This is a genomic window from Amycolatopsis sp. CA-126428 (genome assembly GCF_002904335.1).
Lineage (GTDB): Bacteria > Actinomycetota > Actinomycetes > Mycobacteriales > Pseudonocardiaceae > Amycolatopsis.
This window is the reverse complement of the sequence record NZ_PPHF01000182.1, coordinates 1-23,865: the sequence shown is the minus strand read 5'-3', so window position 1 is coordinate 23,865 and position 23,865 is coordinate 1. Positions and strand designations below refer to the sequence as shown.

The 23,865-nt window shown below is 72.2% G+C and carries 24 protein-coding genes; 13 read left to right on the top strand and 11 right to left on the bottom strand.

Annotated features, from left to right (window positions below; translation table 11 throughout):
• On the bottom strand, nt 1–1,516 hold a 1,516-nt coding region (locus tag C2L58_RS47020), incomplete at its 3' end, for a ricin-type beta-trefoil lectin domain protein (RefSeq protein ID WP_103344117.1).
• 119 nt (nt 1,517–1,635) lie between these two features.
• Between C2L58_RS47020 and C2L58_RS47015 the strand changes: the two genes are divergently transcribed.
• From C2L58_RS47015 to C2L58_RS46995, 5 genes are all read left to right on the top strand, one after another.
• Nucleotides 1,636–4,437: a glycoside hydrolase family 2 TIM barrel-domain containing protein gene (locus C2L58_RS47015; protein ID WP_199191762.1), complete on the top strand. Its 2,802-nt coding sequence runs from the start codon at nt 1,636–1,638 to the stop codon at nt 4,435–4,437.
• A gap of 82 nt (nt 4,438–4,519) precedes the next feature.
• Nucleotides 4,520–4,966, top strand: a complete 447-nt coding sequence (locus C2L58_RS47010; RefSeq protein ID WP_103344116.1) for a hypothetical protein — start codon at nt 4,520–4,522, stop codon at nt 4,964–4,966.
• 25 nt (nt 4,967–4,991) lie between these two features.
• The gene (locus C2L58_RS47005) at nt 4,992–6,185 is read left to right on the top strand and encodes a sensor histidine kinase (protein ID WP_233226324.1); all 1,194 of its coding nucleotides are present in this window, start codon (nt 4,992–4,994) and stop codon (nt 6,183–6,185) included.
• Nucleotides 6,185–6,835 (top strand): response regulator, encoded by a 651-nt coding sequence (locus tag C2L58_RS47000; RefSeq protein ID WP_103344115.1) that lies wholly within the window; start codon nt 6,185–6,187, stop codon nt 6,833–6,835. The genes C2L58_RS47005 and C2L58_RS47000 overlap by 1 nt, the downstream gene beginning before the upstream one ends.
• A 50-nt stretch (nt 6,836–6,885) precedes the next feature.
• Entirely contained in the window at nt 6,886–7,422 is a 537-nt protein-coding gene (locus C2L58_RS46995) for an RDD family protein (RefSeq protein WP_103344114.1), read from the top strand.
• Here the strand turns inward: C2L58_RS46995 and C2L58_RS46990 are convergent.
• The 3 genes from C2L58_RS46990 to C2L58_RS46980 all read right to left on the bottom strand — a co-directional run bounded on the left by C2L58_RS46990 (nt 7,391) and on the right by C2L58_RS46980 (nt 10,546).
• The gene (locus C2L58_RS46990) at nt 7,391–8,437 is read right to left on the bottom strand and encodes a methyltransferase (RefSeq protein ID WP_158264262.1); all 1,047 of its coding nucleotides are present in this window, start codon (nt 8,435–8,437) and stop codon (nt 7,391–7,393) included. The genes C2L58_RS46995 and C2L58_RS46990 overlap by 32 nt on opposite strands.
• A 213-nt stretch (nt 8,438–8,650) precedes the next feature.
• The gene (locus C2L58_RS46985; RefSeq protein ID WP_233226323.1) at nt 8,651–9,655 is read right to left on the bottom strand and encodes a cytochrome P450; all 1,005 of its coding nucleotides are present in this window, start codon (nt 9,653–9,655) and stop codon (nt 8,651–8,653) included.
• 558 nt (nt 9,656–10,213) lie between these two features.
• Nucleotides 10,214–10,546 (bottom strand): helix-turn-helix domain-containing protein, encoded by a 333-nt coding sequence (locus C2L58_RS46980; protein ID WP_103344112.1) that lies wholly within the window; start codon nt 10,544–10,546, stop codon nt 10,214–10,216.
• Between the two features lie 768 nt (nt 10,547–11,314).
• Between C2L58_RS46980 and C2L58_RS46975 the strand changes: the two genes are divergently transcribed.
• Nucleotides 11,315–11,575, top strand: coding sequence for a hypothetical protein (locus tag C2L58_RS46975; protein WP_103344111.1), 261 nt, complete (start codon nt 11,315–11,317; stop codon nt 11,573–11,575).
• A 78-nt stretch (nt 11,576–11,653) separates the two neighbouring features.
• On the opposite strand, the gene C2L58_RS46970 is transcribed toward C2L58_RS46975, so the two are convergent.
• From C2L58_RS46970 to C2L58_RS46955, 4 genes are all read right to left on the bottom strand, one after another.
• Complete coding sequence (locus C2L58_RS46970; protein WP_103344110.1) at nt 11,654–12,100, bottom strand: ATP-binding protein; 447 nt, start codon at nt 12,098–12,100, stop codon at nt 11,654–11,656.
• Between the two features lie 79 nt (nt 12,101–12,179).
• Nucleotides 12,180–12,455 carry a hypothetical protein gene (locus C2L58_RS46965; protein WP_103344109.1) on the bottom strand — a complete coding sequence of 92 codons (276 nt, stop codon included), beginning with the start codon at nt 12,453–12,455 and terminating at the stop codon, nt 12,180–12,182.
• Entirely contained in the window at nt 12,452–12,898 is a 447-nt protein-coding gene (locus C2L58_RS46960) for a hypothetical protein (protein ID WP_103344108.1), read from the bottom strand. The genes C2L58_RS46965 and C2L58_RS46960 overlap by 4 nt, the downstream gene beginning before the upstream one ends.
• 189 nt (nt 12,899–13,087) lie before the next feature.
• Entirely contained in the window at nt 13,088–13,666 is a 579-nt protein-coding gene (locus C2L58_RS46955) for a TetR/AcrR family transcriptional regulator (RefSeq protein WP_103344107.1), read from the bottom strand.
• Between the two features lie 77 nt (nt 13,667–13,743).
• On the opposite strand from C2L58_RS46955, the gene C2L58_RS46950 reads away from it, so the two are divergent.
• Nucleotides 13,744–14,706, top strand: coding sequence for an NADP-dependent oxidoreductase (locus C2L58_RS46950; protein ID WP_103344106.1), 963 nt, complete (start codon nt 13,744–13,746; stop codon nt 14,704–14,706).
• 27 nt (nt 14,707–14,733) lie between these two features.
• Here C2L58_RS46950 and C2L58_RS46945 read toward each other — a convergent pair whose 3' ends face one another.
• The 3 genes from C2L58_RS46945 to C2L58_RS46935 all read right to left on the bottom strand — a co-directional run bounded on the left by C2L58_RS46945 (nt 14,734) and on the right by C2L58_RS46935 (nt 17,885).
• Nucleotides 14,734–15,609 (bottom strand): fumarylacetoacetate hydrolase family protein, encoded by an 876-nt coding sequence (locus C2L58_RS46945; RefSeq protein WP_103344105.1) that lies wholly within the window; start codon nt 15,607–15,609, stop codon nt 14,734–14,736.
• A 27-nt stretch (nt 15,610–15,636) separates the two neighbouring features.
• Complete coding sequence (locus C2L58_RS46940) at nt 15,637–16,857, bottom strand: MFS transporter (RefSeq protein WP_103344104.1); 1,221 nt, start codon at nt 16,855–16,857, stop codon at nt 15,637–15,639.
• A gap of 83 nt (nt 16,858–16,940) precedes the next feature.
• Nucleotides 16,941–17,885, bottom strand: coding sequence for a LysR family transcriptional regulator (locus C2L58_RS46935; RefSeq protein WP_103344119.1), 945 nt, complete (start codon nt 17,883–17,885; stop codon nt 16,941–16,943).
• Between the two features lie 85 nt (nt 17,886–17,970).
• On the opposite strand from C2L58_RS46935, the gene C2L58_RS46930 reads away from it, so the two are divergent.
• Genes C2L58_RS46930 through C2L58_RS46905 form a run of 6 tightly spaced genes read left to right on the top strand, consistent with a single transcriptional unit; the run spans nt 17,971 to nt 23,797 of the window.
• Nucleotides 17,971–18,933 (top strand): cyclase family protein, encoded by a 963-nt coding sequence (locus C2L58_RS46930; RefSeq protein WP_103344103.1) that lies wholly within the window; start codon nt 17,971–17,973, stop codon nt 18,931–18,933.
• Nucleotides 18,934–18,943: 10 nt separating this feature from the next.
• The gene (locus C2L58_RS46925; protein ID WP_103344102.1) at nt 18,944–20,068 is read left to right on the top strand and encodes an FAD-dependent oxidoreductase; all 1,125 of its coding nucleotides are present in this window, start codon (nt 18,944–18,946) and stop codon (nt 20,066–20,068) included.
• A 12-nt stretch (nt 20,069–20,080) separates the two neighbouring features.
• Nucleotides 20,081–21,019, top strand: coding sequence for a VOC family protein (locus C2L58_RS46920; protein ID WP_103344101.1), 939 nt, complete (start codon nt 20,081–20,083; stop codon nt 21,017–21,019).
• Nucleotides 21,019–21,927: a fumarylacetoacetate hydrolase family protein gene (locus C2L58_RS46915; protein WP_103344100.1), complete on the top strand. Its 909-nt coding sequence runs from the start codon at nt 21,019–21,021 to the stop codon at nt 21,925–21,927. The genes C2L58_RS46920 and C2L58_RS46915 overlap by 1 nt, the downstream gene beginning before the upstream one ends.
• Nucleotides 21,924–22,646: an SDR family NAD(P)-dependent oxidoreductase gene (locus C2L58_RS46910; protein ID WP_199191761.1), complete on the top strand. Its 723-nt coding sequence runs from the start codon at nt 21,924–21,926 to the stop codon at nt 22,644–22,646. The genes C2L58_RS46915 and C2L58_RS46910 overlap by 4 nt, the downstream gene beginning before the upstream one ends.
• Nucleotides 22,647–22,657: 11 nt before the next feature.
• Entirely contained in the window at nt 22,658–23,797 is a 1,140-nt protein-coding gene (locus tag C2L58_RS46905; RefSeq protein ID WP_103344099.1) for an alpha/beta hydrolase family protein, read from the top strand.
• The last annotated feature ends 68 nt before the right edge of the window (nt 23,798–23,865 follow it).

Sequence of the window (23,865 nt, the reverse complement as noted above, 5' to 3'; positions counted from 1 at the left end):
TGTTCTGCGCGTTGTCGCCGTTCTGGGCGTCACCGGTGCTGGCGTAGAGCTTGCCGTCGGGCCCGAAGCGCAAGCGCCCGCCGTTGTGGAACTTGTTGCGCAGCAACCCGCTGAGCAGAATCTGTTCCGACGCCGTGTCGAGCCGGTCGTTCGCCAGCTTGATCCGCACGATCCGGTTGTCGGACGGCGAGGTGTGCATGAGGTACAGCCAGTGGTCACCGGAGAATCCGGGAGAGATGGCCAGGCCGAGCAGGCCGCCCTCACCGTCGGTGTTGTCGACGCCGGGAACCGTGCCGACGCTGGTCTTGGCTCCGGTGGCGGGGTTCAGGTGGACGATGTCGTGGGCGTCGCGCCGGGTGTAGAGGATCGTGCCGTCCGGCAGCGTCACCAGGCCCCACGGGATGTCCGTGTCGGTCGCGAGCTGCGTCACCGCGCAGACGGAGGCACCGCAGGCCGCCCCGGTGGTGACGGTCGTGGCCGCGCTGGGCGCCGAGACGTTCGCCTGGGCGTCCCGCGCGACGACGTAGTACGAGTAGCTCGTGTTCGGCGCCAGCCCGCTGTCGACGAAGGTGGTCGCGGGCGGCGCGGTGGCGGTCCCGGTGACGGCGCCGACCTTGGCGCCCCCGCGGTAGACGTCGTAGGCACGGACGCCGACGTCGTCCGTCGCGGCCGTCCAGTTCAGGGTCACCGTGGTGCCGGACGCGCTGCCGGTGAGCCCCGTGGGCGCGCTCGGCGCCTGCGTGTCCGGCTGGCACTGCGGCGGCGTGACCGGCACCGTGGCGCTGGCCTGCGAGACGTTGCCCGCGGCGTCGCGGGCGTTCACGTACAGGCCCCACGTCACGCCGCCGACCACGGGAAGGCTCGTCGACAGAGTGCTCCCGCTCACCGGCTTCATCAGCTGCCCGTCGTGGTAGACGTCGTAGAACGCGACACCCACGTTGTCGGTGGACGCGTTCCACGAGAACGTCACCGCGTCGCAGACCAGGTCGCTGACGCGCGGGTTGCCCGGCACGCTCGGCGGCTGGGTGTCGCCGAGGGAGGTCCGCCACTTCTGGTTGCTCCCGCCGGTGCAGGTGGACAACCCGACCAGGGTGCTGTTCGCGGTGGCCGCCCCGGTGACGTCGAGGCAGAGGCCCGACTGCACGCCGGTGATGGTGCCGTCGGCGTTGATCCGCCACTTCTGGTTGGCGCCGCCGTTGCAGGGGTAGATCTGCGCGTCGGCCGGGGACGTGGTGCTCGCGCCGGCCACGTCGAGGCACATCGTGGCGTCGTAGACCCGCAGCTCGCCCGCGGCCGTGAACGTCCAGGCCTGGTTGGCCTGCCCGATGCAGTCGTAGATGTTCACGCGCGTCTTGGCCGCGGTGCTGTTGCCGACGACGTCCAGGCACCGCCCGGACGCCACGCCGACCACGGTCGTGCCGGTGGCGGCGCTCGCGGGCGCGACCACCGCGGCGGCGGCGATCACCGCGGTGAGGAAGCCGAAGCGCGCACGCCGGCGGACGTTCGAGGAGACCATTCTCCTACCTTTCGCAGGTCCGCCACCGGGCGTCAAGACTTGTCCGGCTGCTTGTCCGCTCGATGAGTACTTCCCGTTGTACGGTGTGTCATATATCAGATCGGACTTCGGGAGGTCTGGTGGAACTGACCCGTCGTCAGGCGCTGGCGGTCAGCGCGGTTGGCGCGGCCGGCGCCGCGGCCGGATGGCCGACGTCCGGAGCCGCTTCGGCGCTCGCCGGTCCCGTGACCGAGACGATGCTGCTCACCGGCAGCGACGCCGACCACACCGTCGACTGGGACTTCCAGGTCACGGCCGGCCGGCGCGCGGGGGAGTGGGCCACGATCCCGACTCCGTCCAACTGGGAGTGCCACGGCTTCGGCAGCTACCACTACGGCGGCGACCTCGTCCCGGCGGAGAAGGGCCACTACCGGCACTCGTTCACGCCCCCGGCGTCCTGGGCCGGGCGCCGGATCTTCCTGGTGTTCGAAGCGGCCATGACGGACGCCGACGTGCGGGTCAACGGCGTCCCGGCGGGGCCGGTGCACCAGGGCGGCTTCTACCGCTTCCGCTACGACGTGACGCCCCTCCTGCGGCTCGGCGAGGCGAACCTGCTCGAGGCGACCGTGAGCAAGGAATCGGCCGACAACTCGGTGAACGACGCCGAGCGCCGCGGCGACTTCTGGAACTTCGGGGGGATCTTCCGGCCGGTGTCGCTGCAGGCGTGCCCGGCGGCCCGGATCGACCGCGTCGCGATCGACGCCCGCGCGGACGGGACCTTCGCCGCCCACGTCACGCTCGCCGGGGTGACCGCGGCGGCCCGGCTGACCGCGCAGCTGCGCCGGCTCGACGGCACGGCCGTCGGCGGGGCCTTCTCGGTCCCCGTGGCGAGCGGGGCCACGGAAGCGACCCTGACCACCACCGCGGCCCAGCCGGCACTGTGGACGGCCGAAACGCCGAACCTCCACCAGGTCGAGCTGACGCTCACGAGCGCCGCCGGCGAGCCGCTGCACAGCACCGGCGAGCGCTTCGGGTTCCGCACGATCGAAGTCCGGACCGGCGACGGCGTCTACGTCAACGGGAAGCGAATCGTCCTCAAAGGAGCGAACCGGCACACGTTCTGGCCGACCTCCGGCCGGGCGTCCAGCCCGCGCCTCGCCCGGCTGGACATCGGGCTGATGAAGGACATGAACATGAACGCCGTCCGGATGTCGCACTACCCGCCGGACGCGTACTTCCTCGACCTCTGCGACGAGCTCGGGCTCTACGTCCTGGACGAACTGACCGGCTGGCAGCGCCACTACGACGAAGGTGTCGGGGCGCCGCTGGTCGAGGCGCTGGTGGAGCGCGACGTCAACCACCCGTCGATCCTGTTCTGGGACAACGGGAACGAAGGCGGCTGGAACACCGCGCTGGACGACGACTTCGGCCGGTACGACCCGCAGCGGCGGCCGGTGCTGCACCCGTGGACGACGTTCAGCGGGGTCGACACCAGCCACTACCAGACCTACAGCAGCACCGCGAGCAAGGTCGCCGGCACCACGGTCTTCATGCCGACCGAGTTCCTGCACGGGCTCTACGACGGCGGCGCCGGGGCCGGCCTGAACGACTACTGGAAGCTCATGGGCGGCGCCCAGCGCTCGGCGGGCGGGTTCATCTGGGCGCTCGTCGACGAAAGCGTCGTGCGGGACGACCGCGGCGGGGCCCTCGACACCAACGGCAGCCGCGCTCCCGACGGCATCCTCGGCCCGTACCGGGAAAAAGAAGGCAGCTTCTTCACGATCAAGGACATCTGGTCGCCGGTCCAGCTGGCCAGCCCGGCCTACTACGACTCGGTTTTCCCGGCGTCGTTCGACAAGACGGTGAAGCTGGTCAACCGGTACGACTTCACGAACCTCCGGGCGTGCCGGTTCGGCTGGCAGCTGCTCGCGTTCCCCGCGCCCGGCGCGGGCCCCGGGCACCAGGTTCTCGCCCAAGGCCAGGCGGCCGCGCCGGACGTCGCCCCGGGGGCCACCGGCGCGGTGACGCTCGGCCTGCCCGCCGGCTGGACCGGCGCCGACGCGTTGCGGCTGAGCGTGACCGACCCGACCGGCCGGGACGTCGGCGGCTGGACGTGGCGCATCCGCAAGGCGCCGGACTTCGCGGCGAGCCTGGTCAAGCCGGCGACCACGGGCAGCGTCACCGCGACCGAGACCGCCACCGGCGTCACGCTCGTCGCCGGAGCCACCCGCGTCACCATCGGCAAGTCCGACGGACGGCTGACCGGCGTGCGCCGCGGCAGCACGCCGGTGTCGCTGGCCAACGGCCCGGCCCCGGCCGGCGGGACGGCCGCCCTGACCGGGTTCGGCCACTTCCGCGACGGCACCGGCTGGGTCGTGCAGGCGGACTACAGCGGCGACCTGACGTCGGTGCGCTGGCGCCTGGACGCCAACGGCTGGCTGCGGCTGGAGTACCGCTACCGCGCCACCGGCGACCACGACCACCTCGGCGTGAACTTCGACTACCCGGAGGCGAACGTCCGGGGCCTGACGTGGCTCGGCGACGGGCCGTACCGCGTCTACAAGAACCGGCTGCGCGGTGTGCAGCCCGACGTCTGGACCAAGCCGTACAACGACACCGCGACGGGGGCGAGTGGGTTCGCGTACCCGGAATTCACGGGCTACCACGCGCGGACCTGCTGGGCGGTGCTGGAAACCACCGAAGGCACGGTCACCGTCGTCGCCGCGGAAGAGGGCCTCTACCTGCGGTTGTTCACCCCGGCGGTGGGCCCGGACCCGCAGAACGCCGTGGTCAGCTACCCGGCCGGCACCGTCTCGCTGCTCGACGGCATCGCGCCGATCGGGAACAAGTTCCACGGCGTCGCGGCGCTGGGCCCGGAGAGCCGGCCGAACACCGGCGCCGGCGACTACCACCGCACCGTGTACTTCCGGTTCGACGGGTGAACAGGACCGGCGCCTCGGCCGAAAGTACGAGACAGGTGCGACTCAGCGGGTGCCGGGCCGCGCCGCGACCTAATTTCCCGGTATGACTACTGAAACGGTACGCGCGAACCCGCCCGGCACGATCATCGCCGCCTTCTTCGGCTTCCTGGTGTCCACGGTCTCCGCGATCGCCGGCGCGCTGTTCGTCCTGAGCGCGCGCGACGAAATCGCGGCCGCCTTGCGCCGCGACAACCCGTCGTTGTCGCAGGACCAGCTCGACCGGCTGACCCTGGTGGCGCAGGCCGTTCCGGTCGCGATCGCCGGGGTCATCGCGCTCGTCTACCTGTGGCTGTCGTTCAAACTCAAGGCCGGGCGCAACTGGGCCCGCGTCACGCTCACCGTGTTCACGCTGCTCCAGGCCGCTTCGCTGGTGACCACGCAGGCGTCGTGGGCGGGTTACGTCAGCTGCGGGATCGCGGTCGTCGCGACCGTGCTCAGCTACCTGGCGCCGTCCAACCGCTACATCGCCGGGGTTCGGCGCGCGGGCTGATCCGGGTCGGTGGATCATGACGGCCATGCGCAGAACGGGGGCCCGGGCCCGGCGCGGCATGCTCGGCACCGAGATCGTGGTGCTGGCCGCGGCGGTCGTCGCCGACGTGCTGCTGGCCCTGCGCGTGCCCGGCCACGGTGGCCACGGCTGGGCCGCCCCGCTGGCCGGGCTCCTGGCCTCCACGGGCACGGCTGTCCCGGTCCTGGTCGTGCTGCGGCGGCGCTTTCCCCGCCACATCGGCATCTTGGGGAGCGCCGTCGCGGCGCTGTCGGCGATCGGCACGGTCGTGCCGATGATCACCGACGCGCGGAGCGAGCCCCCGATCGCCGAAATCGTGGCGGCCGGGGTGCTCACCGCCTCGGCCGGCCGCAAGCTCGAACCGAGACGCGCGGCCGCGCTGGCCCCGGTGCTGGGCGTCGTGATGATCGCGGCGCCGTTGCTGCGCTACGGAGCGGACGTGCCGGAGGCGCTGCTGGCCGTGGCGGCCGCGGCGTACTGGGGCGCCTGCCTCGGGGTCGGGCTCATCCTGCGCGCGGCGGACGGCCGGGAGCGTGACGCGCTGGAGCGGGTGCGCGGCCAGGAACGGCTGCAGCTGGCCCGGGAGCTGCACGACCTGGTGTCCCACCACGTCAGCGGCATCGTCGTGCGCGTCCAGGCCGCGCGCGCGATCACCGAAGCGAAACCCGACGAGGACGACCACGCCGCGGTCTACCGCGAGATCGAGGAGGCCGGGAGTGCGGCGCTGGGCGCCGCGCGCCGGCTCGTCGGCATGTTGCGGAACACCGAAGGCGTGCCGCCACCCGCCGGGGCCGTCCTCGGCGACGCGGTGCGCGCGGCCACCGGCTCCGCCGCGCGGGTGGACGTCGCCGAGGAGCTGGACCAGCTGCCGGTGCCGGCCCAGCTGGGCACGACCATCCACCGCGTCGTGACCGAGGCGCTGACCAACGTCCGGCGGCACGCGCCGGCGGCGACCGAAGTGGCCGTCTCCGCCCGCGTCGAGGCCGACGAGCTGGTGCTGGAGGTCCGGAACAACGGCGTGCCCGCGACGCCGCTGCCCTCGCCCGGCGGGTTCGGGATCATCGGCATGACCGAGCGGCTGGCCGTGCTGGGCGGCGACCTGACCGCGGGGCGTGAAGCGGGCTCGAGCTGGCGGGTCGCGGCCCGCTTGCCGCTCGGCGGCGAAGACACCCCCTTCGACACCTTGCCGCGGGGGATCTGATGACCATCCGGGTGCTGGTGGCCGACGACCAGGTGCTGGTGCGCACCGGGTTCCGGCTGGTGCTCGACGCCGCGCCGGACATCGAAGTGATCGCCGAGGCCGCGGACGGGGAGACCGCGGTCCGGCTGGCGCGGCGGTTGCGGCCCGACGTGACGCTGATGGACATCCGGATGCCCGGAGTGGACGGTCTGCGGGCGACCGAGCTGCTGGCCGGACCGGCCGTCGCCGACCCGCTGCGGGTCGTGGTGGTGACGACCTACGACGCCGACGAGAACGTCTACGCCGCCTTGCTCGGCGGCGCGTGCGGGTTCCTGCTCAAGGACGCCGGGCCGCGGCTGCTGGTGGATGCGGTGCGCGCGGCAGCCAACGGCGAAGCGATGGTCTCGCCGTCGGTCACGGTGCGCCTGCTGGCCCGGTTCACCGAGCGGGCCCGGCGGCGCGCGCAGGGCGCGCCGGATCTCCTGACCGACCGCGAGTCCGACGTCGTGCTCGCGGTCGCGCAGGGGCGGACCAACGCGGAGATCGCCGACTACCTGCGCGTCTCCCTTTCGACGGTCAAGACGCACCTGACGAGCGTGCAGCGCAAACTCGGGCTCCGCAACCGCACGGAGATCGCGATTTGGGCGTGGCAGCGCGGTTTGCTCGGCTGACGACGATGCTTGACCGGTGTGCAAGACTCGCCGAGTGTGCTGTCAGCGCGATGACCACTTCGGCCGGATCGGCGCCGGAACCGCCGGCCACCGAGCGGGCGGGTGAGCCGGGGGAGCGGCTGGGGATGGCCGGGCGCCGGGCGGTCCAGGCGGCGCTGGACTGGGCTCTCGCCGTCGGCGTAGGGGTGTTCGCCGCGCTCGTCGCCGGCCTGATCGCCATTCCGCTGGCGCAGTGGGGTTTCGCGCCGCCGAAGGTCATCCTGTGGGCACCGGCGATCACGTTCCTCGCGGTCACCCAGGCCTGCGACATCGTCATCCAGATCTGGGTTCCGGTGCGCCGGGGCGGGATCACGCCGGGGATGCTGGTGATGGGCCTGCGGGTGCAAACCCTGCGGGGCGGGCGGCCCAAGGCGCGCGCGTACCTGATCCGGTGGGTGCTGCTCACGGTCGACGGGCTGCTGCTGGGGCTGGTGGCCGTCGTCAGCATCGTGGCGACCAAGCGGCAGCAGCGGATCGGCGATCTGGTGGCGCGGACCCTCGTGGTCCGGGCCGACCTCAGCCCCCGCGAGCCGAAGACAGCTCCATGATCGTCCAGTCGGCGGCGCGGCGCAGCGATCGCACCGACAGACCGACGTCGGCGGCCAGTGCGCGCACCTGTTCCATCGTCCGTTCCTTTCCCCCGTAGTACATCAGCATGCGGAGGTCGGTTTCGGAGTCGGTGCGCACGCCTTCCTCGGCCGCGAACTCGTCGACCACGATGACCTTGCCCGCCGCGCCGGCGGCGTCGGCGCAGTGGCCCAGGATGGTCCGGACGTCGGCGTCGTTCCAGTCGCTTTGAATGCGCGAAACCACGTATCCGCCGGCTCCCGGTGGCAGTGGCTCCAGAAAGCTGCCGCTGAGCGCCTCCGCTCTGCCGGTCAACCCGGCCTCGCGGAACGTCCGGGTGGCGGGGCCGGCGTCGCGATCGACCACCGTGCCCCGAAGACCCGGATGTGCTCGCAGCAAGCCCGCGAGCAGAGTTCCGTTTCCGCCGCCGACGTCGACGACGCTGCCGAGTGCTCCCCAATCGTAGGACTCGGCGATCTCCTGGACCCGCTTCTGCATTCCGTCGGCCATCACCTGGTCGAAGTGGGCGGCCGAGGAGGGCTCCTTGCCGAGATCGTCCCAGAAACCGGTGCCGTACTGGGCCGAGTAAGCGACGATGTCGCCGCTCCGGGCGACGTCCGGAAGCCGGATGAAGGACAGTTCGGCCCGGCCGGCCACGGTGTCGAGGTCCAGGAAATCCGGATTGACGGCCCCGTCGTCCTCCAGGAGCTGAGCGCCCACGTGGGTGAGCCCGAACCGGCCGTCGTCGTCCCGGGTCAGCACTCCGACGCCGACCAGGTGGAAGAGGATGCGTTCCAGCACATCGGGATCGCTGTTCGTGGCCGCCGCCAGCGCCTCCGCGGTCTGCCCGCCGCCTGAGATCTTCTGCGGGATGCGCAGGGTGACGGCCACCCTGATCGTCATCGGGGTGATCAGATCGGACAGCTCGCGCAGGGTACGCCCCGAGCCGCGCTCGCTGGTGCTCTGCCCGGTCGCCGGAGTCTCGGAAATCGCCATGCCTGCCTGTTCTCCCTGGCCGTCTTCGACATCGCCTGAGTGCGGTGGACAGCGGCGCTCGGGCGGGCTCGATGCACGCTTTCGCCGAGTCATCGAGCCCCCGAGCCATCAGGTGCTACCACTTCCACCGTCCGGGCGGCTTGGAGCCGAGGATGCGCCGCAGCTTCGCGATCATGGTCGTTCACCTCCTTCCGGGGGTCGAGGGCTTGCGTCTCAGGTGGGGGTGCGGACGACGGTGAAGGGCCGGGGAACGGCACCCTCGGCCATGGCCGGGCGGGCGTCGGCTCCGGTGACGGTCAGCCGGGCGTCCTTCGTGAGCGCCGTCAGCGTTTCGGTCATCAACGTCAGCGCCACCGACGCGCCGACGCAGGTGTACGGGCCGGCGCCGAACGGCACGTAGGGGCCGCGCTCGCCGGATTCCGCCCACCGTTCGGGCCGGAAGACCTCGGAGTCCGCCCAGTGGCGCTGGTCGTGGTGCACCAGAAACGGGCTGACCGAGAGGATGTCGCCGGGCCGGAAGGGGAGGCCGCCGAACTCGGTCGGCCGGTCGACGGACCGGCCGACCATCCAGACCATCGGCCGGTGCCGCATCGCCTCGCGCACGATCCACTCGGAGCGCCACGGCCACGGTGAATCCGACGTGTGGTGCAGGCCGGCCAGCAACACCGACCAGGCCAGCGTGGACCCGACGGGCGCGACGATCGACCGGAACAGCACCAGGAAAACCTCGGCGACGGTCCGGTCCGCCAGGTCGTCCGGGCACGCACCGAGCACGGCGTCCAGGACATCACGCGACCCGCCGTCCCTGCGACAGCCCACTTCCCGGGTGACGGCCGCGATCAACTTCCCGCGCAGGAGTTCCGCTCGCGCCCGCTGCCACACGTGCGGGGAGCGGAACATGACCCCGCCGTGCAGGGCTTGCTCCATCAACTGCCGTGTCCCGGCCGGGGTTCCCGGGTGGAGCAGCACGTCCGCCAGGCCGCGGTACACGAGTTCGGACGCGGTGGCCGGCCAGCGACTGGCCGGGGGCAGGTCCGCCAGCGCCCCGGCGAGTGCGTCCCGGTACTCGGGCACCCGGGCCCGCAAGGTGTTCCGCGCCGCCTGACCGATGGCGACCTGCGCGTCCCGCGTCGGCAGCAGTTCGCCGAAGAACCCGGATGTGCCGCTGTTGAATTCCGGGCTGCGCAGCAGTTCGTTCGCCAGTTCCGGATCACTCACGCACCAGCCGCCCCAGGGAAGCCGGATCACCCCTGTCGCGGCGCGGCGGCGAAGGTCTTTGAGGTACTCGAACGGATCGCGCCTGAGTGGCCGCCGGTACCCCGCTCTCATCGAGCGGGCAAGCCGCTTCGCGGGCATCCCCCACGGATGACCTCATCCACGGACTGGCTCGGCCTTTCGGAAGCCGGCTGGGTCAGCGTCATACCGGGTTTCCCCCTCCCCGTCGAGCCGCACCGATGCGTACCTCATTCATCGGCGTAGCTGTCCCAGCTTGCTCTTCCGGCCGGATCTCGTCAAGAACGGCCAGTCTGACTGTCTACTTTGGACGGAAGCGGTATGTCGGCGGCTGTGCCGGGCTGAAAGCACTCGGCCGTCGGGTGTCTCGGCTGAAGTAGGCGACCGAACTGCGTGCCGTTCCGCGGCGAACCGGGCCGGTGCCCCCAGCGGTGCGCCGGGTGAGTCGGTCACCGGCGGTGATGAACCGGCTGGGGGCAAGCGGAGCGGGCGGCCGGGGCGCGAAACGTCACTGCCGTTTCGCGGCCGGGCCGGCGGGAAAGCTCAGTCGTGGGGACGGAGTTGGATGTTGAGGCGCTGGGCTTCGTGAAGCTGGTCCTCGAGGCTGACGATGCGGCAGGCGGCGTCGATGGCGGTGCCCTGGTCGACCAGTTCCCGCACGCGGGCGGCCAGCCGCAGCTGCTGGCGTGAGTAGCGGCGGTGCCCGCCGGCGGAGCGCTGCGGCGTGATCAGCCCGGCTTCGTCGAGGCTGCGCAGGAACCCTTGCGTGGTGCCGAGCATGTCGGCGGCCCGGCCCATCGTGTAGGCGGGGTACTTCTCGTCGTCGAACTTGTCGGCCGCGCCGGGCGTGGCCGGTCCTGCTTGGTCAGGAATCATTCCACCTCCACATCACAAAGGACCCCAGGTGCCGTGCACGGCACCTGGGGTCCTCAAAGGGTTGGGTTTCACCATTGTCCACCGGCGCGACCGCCGGCTTCCTGCACCCGCGTCCGGCCGAAAACCGGAACTCGCGGGGATCGCTCATGCGTGACCGAGCACCACCTCCGAACTCGATGGGCCTACGGCACCCGCGCGGCGCTACCGGGCCGCTGCGGGCGATCCAATGATGCTCCCGATCCCTTCTTTCCGGTGTTTTCCACTTACTGGGTACTGCTGTTACTGCTACTTCGGGTACTGCCACTTCAGGTACTGCTACTGCACTTGCCGCTGCGGACGTCACTGCCGGAACCCTTCCACTGATCGGTCCCAGCACGCTGGCGCCGCTGGTCACTGCCCGGAGCCCCGTTCACTGATCGGCTCCGGCCACCTGACCGGTCCTGCCACTGCACTTGCACTAACCACTTGCACGAACAACTACGGATATTGCTGATCTTCACGGGCGCACGCGCTCCGCCCGTCTCCTGCAACTACTGCGTTACTCACTGCTTCCGGTCACCAGCCGAAACCTTGTTCCGTGATCGGCTCCGCGCTGCCTGACCGTCTTGTCTCACCTCGCGGGTAGTTACGTCCTCTCCCGCGCCTGCTTGACGTTGTCTCTCTCGCTACGAGAAGAACATTACACACACCCGGCGCCCAATGTCTACTCCGGCTGGCATAGATTTTCTGACGCGTGGAGGACTGACGGTGAGGAAGAGGGGTACGACCGTGAGTGACGAGGCCGTCCGGGAGCCGCTCGAGCAGCGTTACGGCCTGACCGAGGTCGCCGACCTCGCGGAGTACGCCGAGGCGTTGACGCGGTTGCTGGAGCGGGGCCGGCGGGAGCGGTGCGTGGCGGTGTTGTCGCAGGCCGAGGCCTATGCGGCGGCGGAGCTGCTCGGGCAGTTTGCCCAGCTCGATCCGCACGCCGCGCTGAACCGGCTGGCCGGGTCCCTGGCCAGCCGGCTCTACAGCCGCCTCGGCGCCTGACCCGGTCGATCGGTACACCTGTCCGGGGGACCCAGCCGCCGACGTGTGCTGCTCGGTGATCGAGGGTGCGGCGCCGCCTCAGGAACAGGTCGGCGCCGCGCACGGTATTGCGTCGACGCCGTCGCAGGACACTTTCGCCCACACCGTCTTGGTGCCGTCCGGGTGCTCGGACACGCCCCAGGCGTGGGCGAGCTTGTCCACGATGTGCATGCCGCGGCCACCGGGGCGCTCGAGCGACGGGGTGGCGACCTCGGGGTGGTCCGGGCAGTGGTCGTCGACCTCGATCCGCACCCAGCAGGGGTTCGGGGTGTGGCTCATGCGGACCTGCAGCGGGCCTTGCCCGTGGTCGTAGGCGTTGGTCACCAGTTCGGTGGCCACCAGGAGTACGTCCCCCAGATGGGCGTCATCGACCCGGGCGAGTGTCCGCGACGCCCAGCGGCGGAGCTCGGCCAGCGCCGGCGCGGTGGTGCCGCGCAGGTCCATCGACCACGACGGCGGCGCCGGGCCGGTGCTCGGCTCGGGCATGACGAATCAACCCTTCCAGGCTCTCCGTCCTCCCTGCTGAAGACGTCCGCTCTTCGGCGGTACCCCGGAAAGGGTGAATTCAATCATCGAGGCTTGCGCGGACCGGGCCGGGATCGACGGCGCGCGCCGCCAGCAGTCCGCCGAATCCCGGGACGAGCGCGGACAACCAGACCCGCTGCCGGCCGTGCGCCAGGAGCACCGCCGCGATGATCGTGGCGGTGTAGGCCAGGCCGTGCACCGGGCCGAGGATGCCGGAGATCGTGCGGTGGTGGACGGTGACCAGGTTGAGCAGCAGGAACGCCAGCGTGGTGAGTTCGACGGCGCCGAGGAGGTGCAGAACGCGACGCGGGGTCACCGGCCGGCTCCGGTCGTCGAGCCGGGGCGGACGATCATGAGGACGACCACCACCGCCCACAGCAGGTTGAAGAGCCCGGTGGACATCGCCAGGCGCCGATCCGGGTTGCCGGTGCCGAGAACTCGTTGCTGCCCCGGGAGAATCAGGCCGACCAGGAGGGCGGCGGCGCCCGCCGTCAGCACCATCGAGACGATCAGCCAGGCGTCGCCGAGCACGCCGAGGGCGGCGCCGGTGGCGATGCCGAAGACCGGCACGAAGATGCCGATGACCGCGTAGACGCGGGTGATCCGGTGCAGCACGCCGGGAACGGCGTTCGTGCGGGGGTCGTCCGGCGTCAGGTGGGCGGCGCGAGCCGCGGGCGGGAACATGCTCGCGGCGACCGCGACCGGCCCGATGGCGAGGATCGCGGCCAGGACGTGCACGGACAGCAGGAAGGCCTTCACGCGTCCGCCCGCTCACCGTCGATGGTGACGCCGTCGTCGAAGAGCACGAGCGGGACTCGCGGGTGGGGCATCGGTGGTCCTTTCGCCGGAGGTGATCACTCGCCATGCTCTTCACCTCCGGTGCCGTCCACCACTGGCCATCGGGACAAGGAGCACCTGGATCTCGCCACCGGTGCCGGATCCGGCCGCTCAGCCGGGTGGCACGCGCCGGAGGCCGTCCATCAGGAGGTTCAGCAGGCGGCCGGCCTTGGCTTCGTGCGCGGGCCGGGGCGCGACGGTGAAGATGCCGATGAGGGCGGCGGCGATGTCTTCGGCGGTGACGTCGGAGCGGAGGTCGCCCGCCGCCCGGCCGGCGTCGAGGATCGTGGTGATGGCCGCCAGCAGCTCGGTCCGGGTCTGCGCGTGGGCGATCTCGCCCGACTCGATCATCGCGAGCAGTGTGTCGAGCATGCCGTTCTTGGTCGCGATCCAGTCCCCGAACAGGTCCATCCAGCGCCGCATCGCCGCCGCCGGGGCCAGCCGGCCGAGCAGCTCGCGGGCGCCGGTCGTCAGCCGCCCGACCTGGTCCCAGTAGACCGCGTCGACCAGCGACTCGCGGGTCGGGAAGTGCCGGTAGAGCGTGGCGATGCCGACCCCGGCCTCGCGGGCGATCGCCCGCATCGACGGTTCGTCGCCGGCCGAGACGAACACGCGGGTCGCCACCGCGAGCAGCTGGTCGCGGTTGCGGGCCGCGTCCGCCCGCGGCGCGCGCCTCTCTGCCTCAGTCAAACGGAACACGCTCCGGTTGTGTTAGGGTCGATCGGGTAAACGGAGCATAGTCCGTTTCGAGGTGGCCGAGGAGACACATGTCCATTCAGGAACAGCGCAGCCCACGGCCGACGGACCGGAGCCGGGCGGTCCGGCTCGAGTCGTTCGGCGGCCCGGAAGTCCTGGACGTCCGGGAGATGCCCGCGCCCCAGGCCGGCCCGGGCCAGGTCCGGGTGCGGGTCACCGCGGCCGGCCTGAACCCGATGGACTGGATCATGACCGCGGACGCGGACACCGCGGCCCGGTTCGGCTTGAGCCTGCCGGCCGGGTTCGGGACCGACTACGCGGGCGTGGTGGACCAGGCCGGTGCCGGGGTGTCCGGCTTCGCGCCCGGCGACCGCGTGTTCGGCGGTGCGCTGTCGCGCGCGGTCGCCGGCTTCGTGGTGGTCGACGCGACCGGGGAGACCGCGGCGAACGAGGTCCACCACACGCCCGGCGGGGTCGACGACCGCACCGCCGCCACCCTCACCATCGCGGGCCGCACGGCATCCGCCGCCCTCGCCGCGGCCGGCGCCGGCCCCGGCGACACGGTGCTGATCGGCGGGGCGGCGGGCGGGGTCGGGGTGTTCGCCGTCCAGCTGGCCCGGGTCGCCGGAGCGCGCGTGCTCGGGACCGGATCGGCGGCCTCGGCCGGCTACCTGCGCGAGCTGGGCGCCGAGCCGGTCGCCTACGGCGAGGGCCTGGCCGAGCGGGTCCGGGCCCTCGCACCCGGCGGCGTCACCGCCGCCCTCGATCTGTACGGGGTGGAGACCGTGCACGCCGCGCGGGAACTCGGCGTCCCGGACCGTCGCATCTGCACCATCGCCCGGCAGGTCGACGGCGTGGCGGGCGCCAACGGAGCGAACGCCGCTCCCGGCGCCTTGGAAGAGATCGCGCGTCTGGTCGCGGCGGGCCGGCTGCGGGTCCCGATCGCGGCGAGCTTCCCGATCGAGCAGATCCGCCGCGCGGCCGAGCTCCAGGCCGGCCGGCACGTGCGGGGCAAGGTCGTCATCGACCTGTAGAGCAGGTGCTGCCGGTCGCGGTGCGCCTCAGCGGGTGGCGAGCACCCGGCGCACCTCGTCCGCGCCCAGCACGACGGGGGAGTGCAGTGAGCCGACCTCGCCGATCTCGATCTCGACCACGTCTCCCGGCCGGAGCCCTTGATCGAGCCCGGGCACGACGGACGTGCCCGTCGAGAGCACGGCGCCGTCGGGGAAGTCGTTGTCACGCCAGAGGTACTCGACCAGCCCGGCCGGTTCGCGGTTCAGCTGGGCCGTACTGGCTTCGCCCGCGAAGACCTCGTCGCCGTCGCGCAGGATGCGCATGCGGAGGTCGAGCGACCGCGGGTCCGGCACCTCCCACGCCGGCCGCACCCGCGCCGACACCGCGCACGAACCGGTGTAGATCTTGGCCTGCGGGAGGTACAGCGGGTTCTCGCCTTCGATGCTGCGGGAACTGACGTCGTCGACCACCACGTACCCGGCGATCTCCCCGCCACTCGTCAGCAGCAGGCCGAGTTCCGGCTCCGGCACGTTGTTGGCGGAGTCGGCGCGGATGGCGATCGGCTCACCGTCGGTGACCACGCGCCACGCCGCCGACTTGAAGAACAGCTCCGGCCGCTGCGCGCGGTAGACCCGCGCGTAGACGTCCTCGTCGGCGCTCTCTTCGCGGCGGGCCTCCTCGGACCGCAGGTAGGTCACCCCGGCGGCCCACACCTCCATCCGCCCGTCCAGCGGCGGCAGCAGGCGCGTCCCGGCCGTCGGCACGGGCTCCCCGGCGGCGTCGGCCAGCTCGCGGATCTCTGCGGCCGGGCGGCGCAGCAGGTCACTCATCGACGCCACCGCGAGCGGCCGCAGCTGCTCGTCGGCGAGCAGACCGACCCGGATGTCGCCGGCTCCGTCGGCGAAGCGCACCAGGTGACTCATCCCGCACCTCCTCGTCCGGTACCGAACCTACGGAGTGCGCGGCTCGGCGGTCAACGAGTGCCGAGCGACCAGGACGCCGGCCACCAGGGCGAGCAGGAGTGTGGCGGCGCCGACGACGAGCAGGGCCGGGGAGAGGCCGGTGGTCGCTCCGGCCAGGGCGAGCACGACGAGCGGGCTGGCGAACTGGCCGATGAACAGGGCCGAGGTCCACATGCCGGTGCCCCGGCCGCGCTGGGCGAACGTCAGGCTGCCCAGCGCCCAGGTGAGCAGGGCGGGCAGCATCAGCCCGTTGCCGAGGCCGGTCACGACCGCGCCGAGCACCACGACCGGGACCGAGGAGGCCAGCGCCAGGACGAGGATGCCGAGTCCGCACAGGACGAACGCCGCGGGGATCGTGACGGCGGGACCCCGCCGGGCGAACCGGGGGAACAGGTACGCCGCGACGGCGGTGGCCAGCGAGCCGGCCGCGCTGACCAGCCCGACGGTCGCGGTGGCGGTGACGCCGATGCCGTCGAGCACATAGGACAGTTCGACGATGAGGACGTAGAACACGAGGCCACCGGCCAGGGTGACGCCGACCGGGGCCAGGAAGGTGCGCCACGGCAAGGGCGGGAGCTTCTCGCGGGTCCGGGCCTGCGACGGCTGCCGGATGATCCGCGCGGCGGCGAACGCGAGCGGCAGGCTGACCGCGTAGAGCCAGAACGGCGTTCGCCAGCCCCAGGAACCCAGCAGCCCGCCGGCGGCGAAGAAAACCGTGGCGGCGACGGTGGTGTAGACGGTCTGCAGGCCGAAGTACCGTTCCCGCTCGGCGCCGTGGAAGTAGTCGGCGAGCAAGGTCGTGCAGCACGTCATGATCGCGGCCTCGGTGAGCCCGACCAGCACGCGGCTCCCGACGATCAGCGGCAGGGAAGACAGCCACAGCGGCGCGGTGCCGACGAACGCGTACACGACCAGCGCGCCGACCAGCAGCCGCTTTCGGCCGAGCCGGTCGACGACGCGGCCGGCGATCGACGCGGTGAGCCCGATGACCAGCGCGGGCACGGTCAGCACCATCGGCGTGAGGGTGGCGACGCCGGGTGTGCCGGCGAACGCGTCCTGGATGCGGGGCAGGACCGGGGCGAGCAGCACCGCGCCGAGCACCGAAAGGCAACTGGCCAGCAGCAGCACGACCGCCTGGGCGGGACCGGGCCGCCGGCCGCCGGCGGGATCGGTGGCGGGCGCGGGAGCGGAGACGGATCGATCGGACACGGGCAGCTCCGGGAAGGCACGAGCCGGTCTTCGGCGACCGGCGTGTGCGTCGAAGTGTCAGCCCCGGTGCGGGGATGCGGAAATCACTTCCGCCGAAGCGGCGCATCGACGCCGTCGATGCCGATCACCGCCGCCACCGTCCGCCGGACGACGTCACGCAGGTAGCGGTGCTCGGGGTCGTCGTCGTACATCGGGTGCCACCACATGGCTTCCACCAGCGGGGTCGCCTCGAACGGGCACGGCAGGGCGCGCACGCCGAGCGCGTCCGGGATCCCGTCCGCCAGGCGCCGCTGGAGCAGCGCGACCCGGTTCGTGCCCGCGACCAGTCCCGGCACGGTCAGGAACGTCTCGGTGATCACCTGGACGTGCGGCTCGATCCCGAGCATCCGCATCTGCCGCGCGGCGGGCGTGGACGCGGTCGGGCCGTGGTAGGTGACGACCCACGGCATCGTCTCCAGCTGCCCGACGGTCAGCGATTCCCCGACGTCGGCGTTGCCCGCGGCGACCAGGCACACCCATTCGTCGCGGTGGAGGTCCTCGTGCGGCAGGTCGTCGACGAACCCGTGCGGGATGACCAGCAGGTCGGTGTGGACGAGCTCGTGCACGGCCGCGTCGACCATCTTCGGGGTGTTCGCGGGGAACCGCAGCCGGGTGCCCGGGGCCTCCTCGGCGAGCCGGGCGGCGATTCCCGGTCCCAGCACGGCGATCCCGTAGTCGCTCATCAGCATCGAGAACTCGCGGGTGGACGACGTGGGATCGAAGTCGGGTTCGGCCGCGAAGACCCGCTCGGCGCCGGACAGGGCGACCCGCACGCGTTCCTTGAGCTGCACGGCCAGCGGCGTGAGCCGGTACTGGTTGCCGGCGCGGGTCAGCAGGTCGTCGTGGAAGTGCCGGCGCAGCCGGCCCAGCTGGGCGGACACCGCCGGCTGGCCGAGGCCCATCCGCTCGGCCGCGCGCGTGACGCTGCGCTCCTGCAGCAGCGCGTCCAGGGCCACCAGCAGGTTCAGGTCCAACCGGGCGAGGTTCACGATCGACCACCGTATCAACGCCGCTGATACCGCACATTAACGATTTCGTCTTCCCTGATACCGCCCGCGCACCGACAGTGAAGGCGTGGACCGAACCGATCCCGAAGGCGCGATCGCTGCAGCCGCCAAGCGGTGCTCCAACTGGGGCCGCTGGGGCGCCGGCGACGTCCTGGGCACCCTCAACTTCCTCGACGCCGCCAAGCGCCGCGAAGGCGCCGCGCTCGTCCGGCGCGGCGCGAGTTTCTCGCTCGCGCAACGCTTCGACGCCGACGGGCCGCAGAAGGGCTGGCGGCGGCGCACCAACCCGGTGCACACCATGCTCGACACCGGCACGGACGCCGAACGCGGCACGCAGGGCTTCCCGCACGGCATCGGCGGGGCCGACGACGTGGTGTCCATGCCGCTGCAGGCCTCGACGCAGTGGGACGGCCTCGGCCACATCTTCGACCACGGCCTCGCCTACAACGGCCGGCGCGCCGGGGACGTCGTGACCAGCGAGGGCGACCGCGTCACCGGCATCGAAACCACGGCCGGGCTGCTCGCGGGCCGCGGGGTGCTCCTGGACGTGGGCCGCGTGTTCGGATCCGGCGGCGAGCTGCCCGACGGCTTCGCGATCACCGCGGACCACCTGGAGGCGACGATCGCCGAGCACGGCGACACCGCGCGCGTCGGCCGCGGCGATCTCCTGCTGGTGCGGACCGGGCGGCTCACCCGCGCCCGGCGGGAGGGCTGGGGCGATTACGCCGGCGGCGACTCGCCCGGCCTGTCCTTCTCCACGGTGGACTGGCTGCACGGCACGGAGATCGCCGGCATCGCGACCGACACGTGGGGCGTCGAAGTCCGGCCCAACGAGTTCGACGACGCCTTCCAGCCCCTGCACCAGGTGGCCATCCCGCACCTCGGCCTGTTCCTCGGCGAGATGTGGGACCTCGACGCCCTCGCCGCCGACTGCGCGGCCGACGGCGTCCACGAGTTCTGGCTCACCGCCGCCCCGCTGCCGGTGACCGGCGCGGTGGGCGCACCGGTCGCGCCCATCGCCGTCAAATAAGGAGTTCCCCATGCCCGCGGTCACCAAGGTGCTGGTCGTCGGCGGCGGTCTCGCCGGCGCCGCCACCGCGATCCCGCTCGCCCGGGACGGCGTCGCCGTCGACCTCGTCGAGCTCAAGCCGGACGTCTCGGCCATCGGGTCGGGCATCACGTTGCAGGGCAACGCCTTGCGCGAACTGCGCCGGCTCGGGGTGTGGCCGCGGGCCGAGGCGGCCGGGTACCCCTTCGACTGCCTCGGCCTGCGCGCGCCGGACGGCACCGTGCTGGCCCGGATCCCCGACGTCCGCAGCGGCGGGGCCGATCTGCCCGCCTCGATGGGCATGCCCCGCCCGGCGCTGGCCCGGATCCTGCTGGACCGCGCCCACGAGACCGGGGTGAAGACGCGCTTCGGCGACACGGTGACCCGCCTCGACCAGGACGGCTCCGGCGTCGAGGTCACGTTCGCCTCGGGGGCGGCCGGCCGGTACGACCTCGTCGTCGGCGCCGACGGCATCCGCTCGGCGCTCCGCGGGCTGATCGGCATCGACGTGCCGCCCCGGCCGACGGGCATGGGGATCTGGCGCGCGTTCGGGCCGCGTCCGGCGTCGGTCACCCACACCGACCTGTGCTACGGCGGCCCGTCCTACATCGCCGGGTACACGCCGACCGGTGCGGACTCCCTCTACGCGTTCATCGTCGAGGACTTCCGGGACCACAGCGGACTGACGCCGGCGGAGCGGCTCGCCACGATGTGTGGGCTCGCCGCCGCCTACCACGGGCCGTGGGACGAGATCCGGCCCACGCTGGACGATCCGAGCCGGGTGAACTACACGCGGTTCGAGACGCACGTCGTGCCGGCGCCGTGGCACCGCGGCCGGGTCGTGCTCGTCGGCGACGCCGCGCACTCCTGCCCGCCGACCCTCGCCCAAGGCGGCGCCCAAGCCCTCGAAGACGCGGCGGTGCTGGCCGAGCTGCTGCTCACCCGGAACGGTGTCGACGACGACCTCTGGGCGGAGTTCACGGCCCGCCGCCACGACCGCGCGAGCACCGTCGTCGAGGCCTCCAACCAGCTCGGCCGGTGGCTGCTCGACCACGAACAGGGCGACGTGCCCGGCCTGGTCCGCCGCATCGGCGACCTCGTGTCCCAGCCCGCCTGAAAGGACGAACCCGTGACCGACCGCCTGATCACCCACCTGCGGCACGTCGACCTCGCCGTGCCCGACCTCGCGCGGCAGCAGGACTTCTACACCGGCACCTGGGGCCTCGCCGAGGAACACGCCGACACCGGAATCACCTTCCTCGCCGCCGAAGGCTCGCCGGAGCAGTACGTCGTCCGGCTGCGGCAGGCCGCGGACAAGCGGATCGACCTGATCGCCTTCGGCGCCGCGACGCCCGCCGACGTCGACACCCTGGCCGCCCGGCTGGCCGCGGCCGGGATCACGCTCGTGCACGAGCCCCGTGCCCTGGACACCCCGGGCGGCGGCTACGGGTTCCGGTTCTTCGACAACGAAGGCCGCACGATCGAGATCAGCGCGGACGTCGCCACGCGGGGGCACCGCCGGATCGAGGAAGGCGAGTCCGTCCCGGTGCGACTGTCCCATGTGGTCGTCAACTCCGCCGATCCCGAAGGCACCCGGGCCTTCTACGAACGCCACCTCGGCTTCCGGCTGTCCGACACGCTGATGCACCCGCGGATGGGGGAGATGATGTACTTCCTGCGGATCAACGCCTGGCACCACAGCCTGGCGATCGCGCGCGGCCCGCACCCGTCGCTGCACCACGCGTCGTTCGAACTGCGCGGCCTCGACGAATACATGCGCGGCACCGGCCGGCTGCTGCGCGCCGGTGTCGAGAAGATCTGGGGCCCGGGCCGCCACCTGGCCGGGCACAACACCTTCAGCTACTTCCTCGACCCGCACGGCAACACCGTCGAGTACACCACCGAGCTGGAGCTGGTCGACGAGGACAGCTGGCACCCGCAGCTGCACGACTTCTCGAAGCCCGAGGTGTCCGACCAGTGGGGCACCGCGAACGCGATGAACGAGTTCGTCGCGCGGAAGTCGTTCAACGACCCCGACAAGGGCCTCTTCGTGGCCCCGCCGGTCTGATGCGGCTCGCCACCTACGAACACCGCGGCGAAGTGCGCGCCGGCGTCGTCTCCGAGGACGGCGTCCGCCCCTTCCCGGCCGGGGTGACGGTCCTGGACCTGGTGCGGTCCGGCCTGCCCGTCGGTGCCCGTGTCCTCGGTGTCGATGTCCTCAGCGGACCGGCGGTTCCGCTGACCGAGGTACGGCTGCTGCCGCCGCTCGAACCGCCGTCCGTGCGGGACTTCGTCGCCTTCGAGGAGCACGTCGAGGGCATGGTCGCCCCCGGCTCGGTGCCGCCGGAGTGGTACGAAGCCCCGACGTTCTACTTCACCAACCCGGCTGCGCTGGCCGGCGCGCACGACGACGTCCCGATCCCGCCCGGTTCGCGGCTGTTCGACTTCGAGCTGGAGGTCGCGGCCGTGCTCGGCCCGGACGGGATCTTCGGCTACACCGTCTTCAACGACTGGTCGGCCCGCGACCTCCAGCGCCGCGAGATGAAGGTCGGGCTGGGGCCCGCGAAGGGCAAGGATTCCGTCACGACGCTCGGGCCGTGGCTGGTGACCGCGGACGAGTTCACCGTGGACGGTGACGGCTTCCTCGATCTGGACCTGCGGGTGTCCGTCAACGGCGTCGAGATCGGGCACGACCGGCTGGCCAACATGGGGTGGCCGTTCGAGGAGCTCGTCGCCTACGCCGCGCGCGGCACCCGGCTCCGGCCCGGCGACGTGCTCGGCTCCGGCACCTGCGGCAACGGCGGCTGCCTCGCCGAGCTGTGGGGCCGCCGCGGCGCGCAGGACCCGCCGCCGCTGAAGCCCGGTGACGTCGTCGAGATGACCGTGGAAGGCATCGGCACGATCCGCAACACGGTCGTCGCCGGGATCGACCTGCCGCCGGTCCGCCCGGCCCGCACCCGGGACCGGTCGCGATGAGGGGCAAGATCGTGCTCGTCACCGGCGCCGGGCAAGGCCTCGGCGCGGCGGTGGCCCGGCGCCTGGCCGCGGACGGCGCCACGGTCATCGGGGCCGACCTCGCCGAAACGGCGGACCTCCCCGGCGTCGACTACCGGCAGCTCGACGTGACGGACTCCGCCGGGTGGGCCCGGCTCGTGGCCGGGCTGGAGCGGGTCGACGGCCTGGTCGCGAACGCGGGCGTCACCTGGCGGGCCCGGCTCGCCGAGCTGGACCCGGCCGACCTGGCCCGCGTGCTGGACGTCAACGTGGGCGGCGTCCACCGCGCCGTGCGGGCGGTCCTGCCGGTGATGCCGTCCGGCGGGTCGATCGTCGTGGTCGGCTCGGCCGCCGCGCTGACCGGCCACTACCCGGTCGCCTACACCGCGAGCAAGTGGGCGCTGCGCGGCTTCACCAGGGCGGCCTGCCTCGAACTGGGCGGGCGCGGCATCCGCGTCAACGCCGTGCACCCCGGATACGTCGACACCCCGATGACCGCGGCGGCCCCGCCCGCGTTCCGCGCGGCGAACGTCGCCGAGACCCCGCTCGGGCGGACCGGGACCGCCGCCGAGGTCGCCAACCTCGTGGCGTTCCTGCTCGGCGACGAGGCGTCCTACATCTCCGGTGCCGACATCCCCGTGGACGGCGGGATGACCGCGCACGGCGGTGTGAAGTCGATCAGCGAAGCAGCACGAACCTGAGAGGAACCCCCGTGTTCGAGTACTTCCCCGGCAACTACGTCTGGAACCTCGGCGTCGTCGCCACCCTCAACAGCGGTGGCCTCATCGACGAGGTCGACCGCGCCTGCCGGCCCATCCGCGAGGCCGCCGCCCAGGGCGAGGACGCCGGCACCCGGGAGTTCCTGCGGGCTTGGACGGCACTGACCGACCAGCTCGTCGGCCAGGCCGAAGCGGCCGAGAAGGCCGGCCACCCCCGCACCGCCGGGCAGCTCTACGCCCGCGCGACCAACTACCTGTGCCAGGCCGAACGCCTGCAGAGCGCGTCCGCGCCCGGCCGGCTCGACACCTACCGACGCGTCCTGGAACTGCAGCAGAAGGCCCTCGAGCTCGTGTCGCCGGCCGTGACCCGCGTGGCGGTTCCCTTCGAAGGGACGACGTTGCCCGCGTACTTCAGCGCGGCGGGGCCCGGGGCGCCGGTGATGATCCTGTGGAACGGCCTGGACTCGACGAAGGAGCACATGTACTCGTCCGGGCACTGGGCCGAGCTCGCCGCCCGCGGCATCTCCTGCCTCATGGTCGACTGCCCCGGCTCGGGCGAGGCGCTGCGCCTGCAGGGGCTGACCGCGCGCGTCGAGACGGAAGGCTGGGCGACCGCGTGCGTGGACTACCTGGAAACCCGCGCCGACGTCGACGCCACCCGGATCGGGCTCGCCGGCTGGTCCTTGGGCGGCTACTACGCCCCGCGCGCGGCGGCGTTCGAGAAGCGCCTCGCGCTCGTGGTCGCGTGGGGCGCCAACCACGACTGGGGCGCGGTGCAACGCCGGCGCCTGGAGCGCGAGGGCGAACGCCCGGTGCCGCACTACTGGGAGCACGTGCTGTGGGTCTGGGGCCACGACGACCTGGAGACGTTCCCGGAGTTCGCGGACGCGGTGCACCTCGACGGCGTCGTCGAGCACATCACCGTGCCGTTCCTGATCTGCCACGGCGAAAACGACCGCCAGATTCCGGTGCGTTACGCGCATCGCTCGTACGATCAGGCGGTGAACAGCCCGAACCGCCACCTCCGGCTGTTCACCGCGGAGGAGGGCGCGACCGAGCACATCGGCCTCGACCACCTGGCCCACACCAGCACGTACATCGCCGACTGGGTGGCCGATACCCTGGCTGACTAGTAGTGCTTTGTTAGGTTCGGTGGCGCTTGTTGCGGTGTAAGGGTTTCACCGTCTGGTGGCAGGTCAGG

Bases quoted from the DNA above. Each gene is read 5' to 3' on its own strand.
- C2L58_RS47010 (WP_103344116.1), top strand. From the start codon at position 4,520: ATGACTACTGAAACGGTACGCGCGAACCCGCCCGGCACGATCATCGCC.
- C2L58_RS47005 (WP_233226324.1), top strand. From the start codon at position 4,992: ATGCGCAGAACGGGGGCCCGGGCCCGGCGCGGCATGCTCGGCACCGAG.
- C2L58_RS47000 (WP_103344115.1), top strand. From the start codon at position 6,185: ATGACCATCCGGGTGCTGGTGGCCGACGACCAGGTGCTGGTGCGCACC.
- C2L58_RS46995 (WP_103344114.1), top strand. From the start codon at position 6,886: ATGACCACTTCGGCCGGATCGGCGCCGGAACCGCCGGCCACCGAGCGG.
- C2L58_RS46990 (WP_158264262.1), bottom strand. From the start codon at position 8,437: ATGGCGATTTCCGAGACTCCGGCGACCGGGCAGAGCACCAGCGAGCGC.
- C2L58_RS46980 (WP_103344112.1), bottom strand. From the start codon at position 10,546: ATGATTCCTGACCAAGCAGGACCGGCCACGCCCGGCGCGGCCGACAAG.
- C2L58_RS46970 (WP_103344110.1), bottom strand. From the start codon at position 12,100: ATGCCCGAGCCGAGCACCGGCCCGGCGCCGCCGTCGTGGTCGATGGAC.
- C2L58_RS46950 (WP_103344106.1), top strand. From the start codon at position 13,744: ATGTCCATTCAGGAACAGCGCAGCCCACGGCCGACGGACCGGAGCCGG.
- C2L58_RS46945 (WP_103344105.1), bottom strand. From the start codon at position 15,609: ATGAGTCACCTGGTGCGCTTCGCCGACGGAGCCGGCGACATCCGGGTC.
- C2L58_RS46925 (WP_103344102.1), top strand. From the start codon at position 18,944: ATGCCCGCGGTCACCAAGGTGCTGGTCGTCGGCGGCGGTCTCGCCGGC.
- C2L58_RS46915 (WP_103344100.1), top strand. From the start codon at position 21,019: ATGCGGCTCGCCACCTACGAACACCGCGGCGAAGTGCGCGCCGGCGTC.
- C2L58_RS46910 (WP_199191761.1), top strand. From the start codon at position 21,924: ATGAGGGGCAAGATCGTGCTCGTCACCGGCGCCGGGCAAGGCCTCGGC.